Genomic DNA, 9,609 nt, shown 5'->3' on the forward strand with positions numbered 1-9,609 from the left:
TTTGTTATTTTAAATAAGTAAATATAAAACATTTTGCATTAAAAAATAAATCAAAAAAATACAAATATAATATTCTGCATCTCTTTTAATGAGATAAATTATGTAAGTATTATCTATAAAAATAAAATATATTAAACTTATTATAAATATAGATCAATATTTTATATATAAAATCCATATTATAGATTCTCTCTATATATAAAATAAAAGCTACTTCACACTAAAATTACCCTTTTTCCTACCACCTTCAAAGGGTGAGATGATGAAAACGTGCAAGTCTATTATCCTTCTAAAACTTGTATCAAAATAAAAGTTCTCAATCATTTTATTTAAAAATTGCTCGTCCCCTGCTAATCTCTATACGATCATCTGCCTTTATTACAAAACGGTCTTTATTAGGAAAAGTTATAAAACATCCCTTTATACAAATTGTTAGTGTTTGATGTGTATGCAAAGAAAATTTTAAAGGTATACTTCCTTCGACAACAATGAGAGAGTGTATCTTTAAATCAGTATTCTTCACTGTTGCAGCAAAAGTCGTTATGGCAAAGATATTCAACAGAATACTTGTTATCAAAGCATAAATATATTTCAGCATTCTAAAATTCCTTCCTCAGCAAAACGCTTATATAAGGCAAATCGAAGAGTATTGGTTACATGAGAAGGTGAAGTAATATTCGGCACATAAATAGCCAAATTAAAAGAAAAGCTCTTCTGATCAAATGCCGTAAAACTCACCTGTGGGATGGGATTTTTTAAAACACCTTCTGTCGCAGAAGCAATCTCTAACAAAATTTCAGCAACATGCTCTGGAGCAATCTTAGAGGATACAGTCACAGGAATATCAATTCTTCCTATTTTATTACGTCGTGTCCAATTACTAACATTGTTATTAATAAGACTTGAATTGGGAATAATAATCGTCTTACGCTGAAGGGTCTCAAGTTCAGTTGCACGCACACTAATCCGCCTCACAACACCGCCAACAGATCCAGATTCTATATAGTCTCCTATTTTAAATGGCCTTCCAACTAAGATAATAAGTCCAGAGACAAAGTTTTGCACAATATTCTGTAAACCAAAACCGATACCAAGTGAAAGTCCTCCAGCAATAAGAGCAAAATTTCTAAGATCCAAACCTGCCATTGATAATCCTATCAAAGCAGACACAACAACACCTCCATAACTTATCACTGTTTTGATAGAATTACGGATACCAGAATCGAATTCTCCATGGGCCAACACCACATGATCTAACCAATCAATAAATCGGCGAATAAGAAACCAACAAACACCAAAAGAAACAATTCCTGTTACAAGAGAAATCAAAGAAAGAGTCATATTTCCGATCTGAAAACCGGTCACTGATTGCCACAAAACTGCTTTCAAATCAGAATAAGAAAATCCAAATTGTACAGCAATTGGCATAGCACAAAATACAACAACAAACAAATTGAGAAAAATGCTCACAACAATTCCCAACTGATTCATCGTTTTTTCTTCTAAGTGAAACCTCTGCATTAAAAGATAACCAACTGTTGTTTTCATAAATTGGCCTTTAGTTCCAATTTCTTGAGCACTTTTTATGCCTAAATACATGAGAACTAAAAATGCTCCACCAATCATAATTTGCTGCATAATAAAACGCGCGAGACCAACATAACCTAAAAAAATCAATACAAAGAGCAATAATCCCAAGCCAATAAAAGGAATGCGTATATAAAATGGCCCAAAATATGCTTTTCTTTTCTCTCCTTGAAAAGATTGACGTCTAAACCGCAAAGGCACAAATGCTATTGTAAACAGTAAGATCGCGACAAAGAAAACAGCAATAAAACTTTTAGCAATTGTCAAAGATAGAGGTGCTGAAATAATTTGATAAATACTATCAAAAACAGCATCAAATGCCAAAACAACCCCTAAAGAAGTCAGCAAAATCACTAATTGATAAGCAGACAATGGTGCAATATTGAAAAGACGCACAGAAGGCATATTCAATGATAAAAGAATAACCGATAACCTATTGATTAAAAAGACTAAAATAATTTGATAACCGATCATATCAAAAACTGGCGTGAGCTTACCTGGATCTAAGTTAAACTGACGAAATAAAAACAACACAAGATAAACGCAAAGAATACAGACAAGCGAAGGGAGGAGAACTGAAATAAAGGCGATTAGTAAGCGTTGTAAATAAGATATTTCTTCGTTAGACTTGGTAAAGTGACAATATACATGAACAAGAATCTTACGAGAAAAATATGAAAGTCCTAAAGTGATAAAAAGTGGAATCAAAAAGGAAAGAAATAGATGCAACAACTTGAAATAAAAGATAAAATTCCACCAAGAGCTCAACAACAAAAGAAAATCTAATGAAGCCTCTTTTGTTTTTTTGGCGAGATGTTTAACCATCGGGATCGAAAACTCAAGCCTATCGGTAAGTGTGCGTTTAAAAAGCTCACGAGATTGAGAAATAGAAAGTTCAGCTATTCTATTTGTTGCCAAGAAAACTGCCTCGAACCGAAGCATGATACGATTAATTTTAGCTTTTTGCTCTATTAAGTAAGAATATTCCTTCACTGAATTCTTCAGTTTTTTGACGTCATGATGAAGCTCAGTTAATTGATCAAGAAGTGCATTAATCTCATTAAGAGGAGAACGCAAAACAAATGCTGCCTCAATAGCCCGTTCACGGATATCTTGGGCACGTAACCGCAATTCTTCTAAAGCACGTTCGTCTTCTAATTTTTTATCAAAGTCTCTTTTTAAAGTTTCAGTATTTTCTTCAAGAGTCTTAATAATCAACTGTTGTTGCTGAATAATTTCATCAACTGAATAAGAAGCTATTGTTTGTTCGACAATTGTATGTTGTACCCCCCTATTTCCCCAAGCACCAGAATTAGAAACAAAAATGATCCCCAAAAGAAGAAAAAGTATAGGGATGCTTTTTCTACAAAATGAATACATATTCTACCTTATATATACAAAAAGAATTTTATACCCCTTTTTTAAATATGTATAAAGCAGATATTTTCAACTTTTGTAGAATAATCTTATAAAAGCTTTCCCTTATCCTATAATACTGGTAATAAGGCAAAGAAAAGGATAATTATACGTTAAACTCCATTAAGATTAAAGAAGGCATTCTCCTATGTTTTTTTTGCACCTCTCTTGCAAAAAAGAAAATCTTCTCCCTTTTACAACTTGGATTTTTCTATCCAGTTTGGGAGTATTCTTGACGAGCAACCTAGGAACGCGTGCTTCTTTTATCAAACAATCACACAGCAGTAATATCATTAAAACGAATAGATTTGTTTCACAAAACAAGTGCGATCAGTTGAATGTTACTACAACTAAAACCAAAAAAATTGTAACATTCCACGCAGAATCTCTTTTCATGAGGACTTTTCAAAAAATCCTCACATTGGATTTCTTTTTAAGAGAACTTCCAGTTAGTTATACAAGACTTTGTGATCTTCAAACGCAATATTTCTCCAATAAACGGGCTCCTCCCAATGAATACCCCTAATCCTCTCCCTTGAATTATAAAACAATCATCTTATTTTACTTGTGCTTTTAACTTTGAATCACTGTTAGATTGCCTATTAACGGAATATATCATGCGTACACCTGGTTGGTTAACTACCCTTTATTGCTTTATTCTTTTAAGTAGCATTTATATTGCCTTACCCAATTTATTTTCACACGAACAAGTTAAAAATTCGAAATTCTTACCCGATACCCGTGTCGCCCTTGGTCTTGATCTCCAAGGAGGCTCTTCTCTCTTGCTCGAGGTTGATAGTAAAACGTTAAAACGCGATCAATTACACATCGTTTTAAGCAACGTGCGCAATACATTGCGTGAAAAACAAATCCGTACCTCAAGTGTGCGTATCGTCGAAGATAGTGTTGTTGCCCTTATTTCTGATCCCACACAAACTGAAAAAGCACTCTCTGCTTTAAAAACATTAATAACCCCCATCCACAGTAGCTTTGGTACGACAGAACCTAACATCACGATCAGCGCTGAAAATGAAATACTCCGTGTCACGTTAACAGAAGCAGGGATAAAAGATCGTATAAGCAATGCTATTGAACAAAGCTTAGAAATCATCCGTCGCCGTATCGATCAAGTAGGTGTTTCAGAACCAGCAATCCAAAAGGTTGGAAATGATCGTATTATGGTCCAATTGCCTGGCTTACAAGATCCAAAACAACTGCGAGATCTTTTAGGCACAACCGCCAAGATGAGTTTTCATCTTGTTCCCTCTAATGTGGACCTCAATAATCCTCCTATAGGTGTTTCTATTCTTCCTGGATATACGGATGAAACACAACATTTTGCGATTTATGATCAAGTCGCTTTAGACGGAAATGTCCTTAAAGATGCCCGTGCAGGTTTCGACCCGCAAATGCCTGGACGTTCTATTATTTCATTTACGCTAGATTCTGCTGGTGCAAAAATATTTGCCGATATAACACGACAAAATATTAACCGCCCTTTTGCCATTGTTCTTGATCATAAGGTTTTAACCGCTCCTATCATCAATAGTGTTATTCCCAATGGACAAGGTCAAATTACAGGAAACTTTGACCCCAAAGAAGCCTCAACTCTAGCTGCGCTGCTCCGTGCTGGCTCTCTCCCCGCCCCACTCACAGTCATTGAAGAGAGAACGGTAGGTCCAAATCTTGGTGCTGATGCCATTCAAATGGGACTTTACACCGGTATAATCGGCTTTATACTTGTTGCAATTTTTATTTTTCTTCTCTACCGGATTTGGGGGCTCATTGCCAATATAGCCCTAGCGCTCCACACGATTTTAACATTTGCAGCCCTCAGTCTCCTCGGTGCAACACTGACCCTACCTGGGATTGCTGGTATTATCTTAGGCATCGGTATTGCGGTTGATGCCAATATTCTCATCAATGAACGTATCCGTGAAGAAAGTCGCAAAGGTGTGAGTGCTTTTGCGGCTCTCGATCGTGGTTTTAAACAGGCTTTTGCAACTATTGTTGATGCAAATGTTACGGCGATTATAGCAACTGTTTTACTCTTTTGGTTTGGCACCGGTCCCGTTCGTGGTTTTGCCGTAACCATGTTGCTTGGTATTATCATCTCCATGTTTACCAATATCACCATTGTACGTATCATCATGATTTGGATTGTTCGTAAATGGAAAATTAAAAAATTGCATATTCACTCTGCTTTTAACATTCTCCCCGAAAATACAACTTTCCACTTTATGAACGCGCGCTTTTTGGGTATTGGCGTCTCAATTGTTTTATCAATGGCTTCAGTTTTCCTCTTTTTTAAGCCTGGCTTAAATTTCGGCATTGATTTCATTGGTGGCAGCCAAATGAGTATTACCACAAAAGCACCAGCAGACCTAGCAACCCTGCGCTCTAAGCTTTCTGCCCTTAATGTTGGTGAAATTACCTTGCAAAATATTGATAATGAAAACACCGTACTCATTCGTATGCAAAAACAAAGTGGTAGCGAAGCACAACAAACCATCGCCATTGATAAAGTCAAAACGGCTGTACAAAAGATCTATCCCGATGCCACATTTGACCAAATAGAAGTTGTTGGCCCTAAAATTTCAGGCGAGCTTGCCACAGCGGCTTTTACGGCTGTTATTCTTGCAGCAATTGCCATGACTCTCTATATATGGTTACGCTTCGAATGGTTTTTTGCCATTGGCGCCATTGTCACACTCATTCTAGACACCACAAAAATGATTGGTTTTTTTGCTTTATTTCAATTCGATTTTAATTTAACAGCCATCGCTGCCCTCTTAACAATTGTTGGATATTCTATAAATGATAAGGTTGTCGTCTATGATAGGATGCGCGAAAATATGCGTCTTTATAAAAAAATGCCGTTGCGCGAACTAATTGATCTGTCCATTAATCAGGTTCTTGTCCGTTGCTTTTTTACATCAGCCACAACAATTCTTGCTATGCTTCCTATGGCGATATGGGGTGGAAGTGCCGTTCATAATTTTGCATTGCCCATGGTCTTTGGGATTATTGTTGCAACATCCTCTTCTATCTTTATTGCAGCTCCTATTTTACTCCTGCTAGGAAACTGGTGGCGTGAACGAAATAATCGTGTAAATATTAAAGTGAAATGAAAATGTTCTTTACTACATACGATCCATTACTCTTCTCATAAAAGTATTCGTCATTTTCATTCATTCGCTTTTTGATCAAGAATAGTCAATAATCTATGCTCCATGACACACCCCTTATCACAACCATTGTTGCCGGTTTATGTTTAGCATTTATTTTGGGAATGCTTGCTAGCCGTTTACGTATTTCCCCGCTTGTCGGCTACTTATTAGCCGGTGTTATTGTGGGCCCCAATACCGGTGGCTTTAAAATAGATTCCGTTATTATCAGCCAACTTGCTGAAATTGGTATTATTTTGCTCATGTTTGGTGTTGGGCTCCACTTTTCCTTAAAAGATCTTTTATCTGTTAAAGCGATTGCTGTTCCCGCTGCTATTGCACAAATGGCATTTTCTACTTTTCTAGGTTTCTGCCTTGGTCTGGTTATGGGGTGGGACTTCAGCGGGAGTTTGATCTTTGGCCTTGCTTTATCCATAGCAAGTACTGTTATTCTACTACGTGCTTTGCAAGAGCGTCATCTTATTGAAACAGAAAAAGGCCGCATTGCCGTTGGATGGTTGATTATTGAGGATTTAGCAATGGTCCTTATACTTGTCCTCATCCCATCCTTGGCCAATGCCCTTAGCAATACAAAAAAAGAAGCATTGGACCCTCTCGTTCAATGGTTAGATTTAAGTATTTGGGGTATTTTTGGTCTCACCATTCTGAAAGTGATTGTATTTATCACCCTTATGCTCATTATTGGGCGACGCGTTATCCCATGGCTCTTAAAAATGAGCGCGCAATCAGGATCACGTGAATTATTCCGCCTTAGTGTCTTTGCTATTGCTTTAGGCGTAGCTTTCGGAGCAGCTCATTTATTTGGTGTTTCTCTTTCTCTTGGTGCTTTTTTTGCCGGTATGGTCATGAGCGAATCAGAATTAAGTCACCGTGCTGCTGAAGAATCCTTACCACTGCGCGATGCCTTTTCTGTTCTCTTTTTTGTATCTGTAGGCATGTTATTTGACCCAGAGAAACTTTTGACTCATTTTTTTCCCCTCTTAGCAACCGTATTCATTATCGTCATCGGAAAATCTGCTGTTGCCTTTTTCATCGTTAAAGCTTTTCGCTATTCGAATGCAACAGCTTTAACGATTGCTGCAAGCCTTGCACAAATTGGAGAATTTTCCTTTATCCTTGCTGGCTTAAGTCTAAGCTTAGGACTTTTAAACAATGACGCTCATGATTTAATTCTTGGAGGAGCAATTTTTTCTATTTTGCTCAATCCTCTTGTTTTTATTGCGTGTAATAAAATTAAAAAACATTTAGAAAAACTTTCTGCCTCCTCTCAAAATGACCAAACAATTATTGATATTGATCTAGAAGACCCTGACCAAGATTTTTACCCGTAACCTTAAAAAACAACCATATCGTCATTATTGGCTATGGTGCCATTGGTCAGTGTGTTGCATTATCTTTCATGAATAAAGATAAGCCTATAGTGATCGTGGAAGAATCAAAACGCCTCGCTGAGAAAGCAATTGCCGATGGCTTTGAGGTTATTTGTGGCAATATTATTCAACAAGAAATAATGAATGCAGCAAATATCAGTCATGCAGAGAAAGTTGTTATTACAATGCGAAGTACCATTGAAGTAGGAGAATGTATCGTGAATATACGTGATATGAAGAAAAACATCCAGATAATCACACATGCATTATCCGACACAGAAACAGCTTATCTCATTGATTTAGGTGCTGATATTGTAGTAACTGATGATGAAGAAATTGCCAATGGCGTTATAGAACATATAACAGAACAAAGATCTGTAAAGAATATGCTCAATCATGAAAATTTATAAAAAAACATAAAATGGATAAAGAAGCGTGAAAATAAAGCAATTTATATGGCCATTAATTGGTATCTTCGCAATGCTAGTATCTATTCGGATTCTTTATATAAAGCTCTCTGCCATTTCTTTCGATGACGTATTAGAACGTTTGAGCGATTTAAGTGCACAACATTGGTTATTAGCTTGTTTATGTTCTCTCCTAGCCTATGCTGCTCTTGCTGGATATGATCGCATTGCCTTACAACATTTAGGTCATAAAATTTCTTGGGTTTTTATCGCTATATGTTCATTTACAACCTATGCTCTTTCACACAATATCGGTGCTTCAGTTTTTTCTGGTGCCGTTGTGCGCTATCGCGCCTATAAAATGAAAGGATTAAATGGAACAGAAATCGCAATATTAGTGGGTTTTTGCTCTTTTACTTTTGTAATCGGTACAATCTTACTTTTAGGAATCGTTTTGGTTCTGCAACCCGAAATTATCACCCTCATTCATGAAGAGCTTCCTGAATGGCTTGGAACCACGGTTGGAGCAATTTTACTCAGTTGCATAGTACTTTATACGTTTGGTAGCTGGCTTCAATTGAAACCTTTACGTTTGGGCAAGAAAATTCAGCTTTCCTATCCACGATTAAAAATTGTCGTTCAACAGCTTCTCATTAGCCCCCTAGAACTTTTAGGAGCAGCAGGAATTATATATGCCGTCCTCCCACACAATACAGATATTCATTTTATCTCTGTTCTTGGTGTTTTCCTAGCATCTTTTACGATAACTCTTCTCTCCAATGCTCCAGCAGGAGGTGTAGGTGTTCTTGAAGCTCTCTTCATAACGGGCATGCCCAATATAAATCCAACCGATGTTATTGCAGCACTTATTGTCTTTAGAATGCTTTATTTGATCATACCTCTCATCATTTCATTATTTGTGGTCGCCATTTTTGAAACGCAACAATATTGGAAAAGAATCAAAACACCGCCTGAATAAATAAAACCCTATCAAGGGTTTCTTTTTCACATATATAAATAATCATCATGCTGAAGTTTTATTGCCTATATGAATGAATACAATCGTTATTTGTATTTATCTTTTTTATATTGAGACTTTAAGCGCCTCTTTTATAAAGATCCTACTCTAGGAAAAACATAGAGATATATTGTCCTTCAAAAAAACATAAATTTGAAAATACCTCTCCGTAAAGAAAAGCAATTGCTTCTATAAGCTTCAAGGAACCTTTAAGCTTAAAAATATCAGAGGTAATTTTTCATGCTATAATCGACTTTAAGATTAGATAAAGCATATAATTGTTTCAAAAAAATATAAATTAAAAACAATTAAATAAACTTTCTATAAAAGAAAAGAATAAAAGAATTTCTTCTAAAATATCATAAAAAATATGTAATAATAGTGTATATACATATATGTCATATTTTTATTTGTCACGTTCTTGAACAAAGTCATGCCTCTTACAAAGAAGAAAATACCATCGTGCAACCAATTTATACATCTTTCTTTAGAAATATCGCTCATCCTTCCATCTCATAAGCCTCGTGAAAAGTAGCCATTGTGCACCAAGATCCGTATGTCTCATAAAAAAAGCCTATACCGTTATCTATTCCACACCCAAAGTTATGGCACTCCTGGCACTT

General features: G+C 36.1%; 5 protein-coding genes and 1 pseudogene. 4 read left to right on the forward strand and 2 right to left on the reverse strand.

Annotated elements, in window-relative coordinates; all coding sequences use genetic code 11:
- Window positions 1-325: 325 nt before the first annotated feature.
- Together FNZ60_RS04445 and FNZ60_RS04450 are read right to left on the reverse strand one after the other, a co-directional pair.
- Window positions 326-598, reverse strand: coding sequence for a hypothetical protein (locus FNZ60_RS04445; protein ID WP_142416479.1), 273 nt, complete (start codon window positions 596-598; stop codon window positions 326-328).
- Window positions 592-2,967: a mechanosensitive ion channel domain-containing protein gene (locus FNZ60_RS04450; RefSeq protein WP_142416480.1), complete on the reverse strand. Its 2,376-nt coding sequence runs from the start codon at window positions 2,965-2,967 to the stop codon at window positions 592-594. The genes FNZ60_RS04445 and FNZ60_RS04450 overlap by 7 nt, the downstream gene beginning before the upstream one ends.
- Before the next feature lie 184 nt (window positions 2,968-3,151).
- On the opposite strand from FNZ60_RS04450, the gene FNZ60_RS10095 reads away from it, so the two are divergent.
- The 4 genes and pseudogenes from FNZ60_RS10095 (at window position 3,152) to FNZ60_RS04470 (ending at window position 8,947) form a co-directional block, all read left to right on the forward strand.
- A complete protein-coding gene (locus tag FNZ60_RS10095; protein ID WP_142416481.1) occupies window positions 3,152-3,529 on the forward strand; it encodes a hypothetical protein in 378 nt (125 codons plus the stop codon).
- A gap of 91 nt (window positions 3,530-3,620) precedes the next feature.
- Window positions 3,621-6,134, forward strand: coding sequence for a protein translocase subunit SecD (gene secD, locus FNZ60_RS04460; RefSeq protein ID WP_142416482.1), 2,514 nt, complete (start codon window positions 3,621-3,623; stop codon window positions 6,132-6,134).
- A gap of 95 nt (window positions 6,135-6,229) precedes the next feature.
- Window positions 6,230-7,971: pseudogene (locus FNZ60_RS04465) on the forward strand (cation:proton antiporter domain-containing protein).
- 25 nt (window positions 7,972-7,996) lie between these two features.
- The gene (locus FNZ60_RS04470) at window positions 7,997-8,947 is read left to right on the forward strand and encodes a lysylphosphatidylglycerol synthase transmembrane domain-containing protein (protein ID WP_142416483.1); all 951 of its coding nucleotides are present in this window, start codon (window positions 7,997-7,999) and stop codon (window positions 8,945-8,947) included.
- The last annotated feature ends 662 nt before the right edge of the window (window positions 8,948-9,609 follow it).

The sequence above is a fragment of the Bartonella massiliensis genome (genome assembly GCF_902150025.1).
Classification (GTDB): Bacteria; Pseudomonadota; Alphaproteobacteria; order Rhizobiales; family Rhizobiaceae; genus Bartonella; species Bartonella massiliensis.

Bases quoted from the DNA above. Each gene is read 5' to 3' on its own strand.
- secD (WP_142416482.1), top strand. From the start codon at position 3,621: ATGCGTACACCTGGTTGGTTAACTACCCTTTATTGCTTTATTCTTTTA.
- FNZ60_RS04450 (WP_142416480.1), bottom strand. From the start codon at position 2,967: ATGTATTCATTTTGTAGAAAAAGCATCCCTATACTTTTTCTTCTTTTG.
- FNZ60_RS04445 (WP_142416479.1), bottom strand. From the start codon at position 598: ATGCTGAAATATATTTATGCTTTGATAACAAGTATTCTGTTGAATATC.
- FNZ60_RS10095 (WP_142416481.1), top strand. From the start codon at position 3,152: ATGTTTTTTTTGCACCTCTCTTGCAAAAAAGAAAATCTTCTCCCTTTT.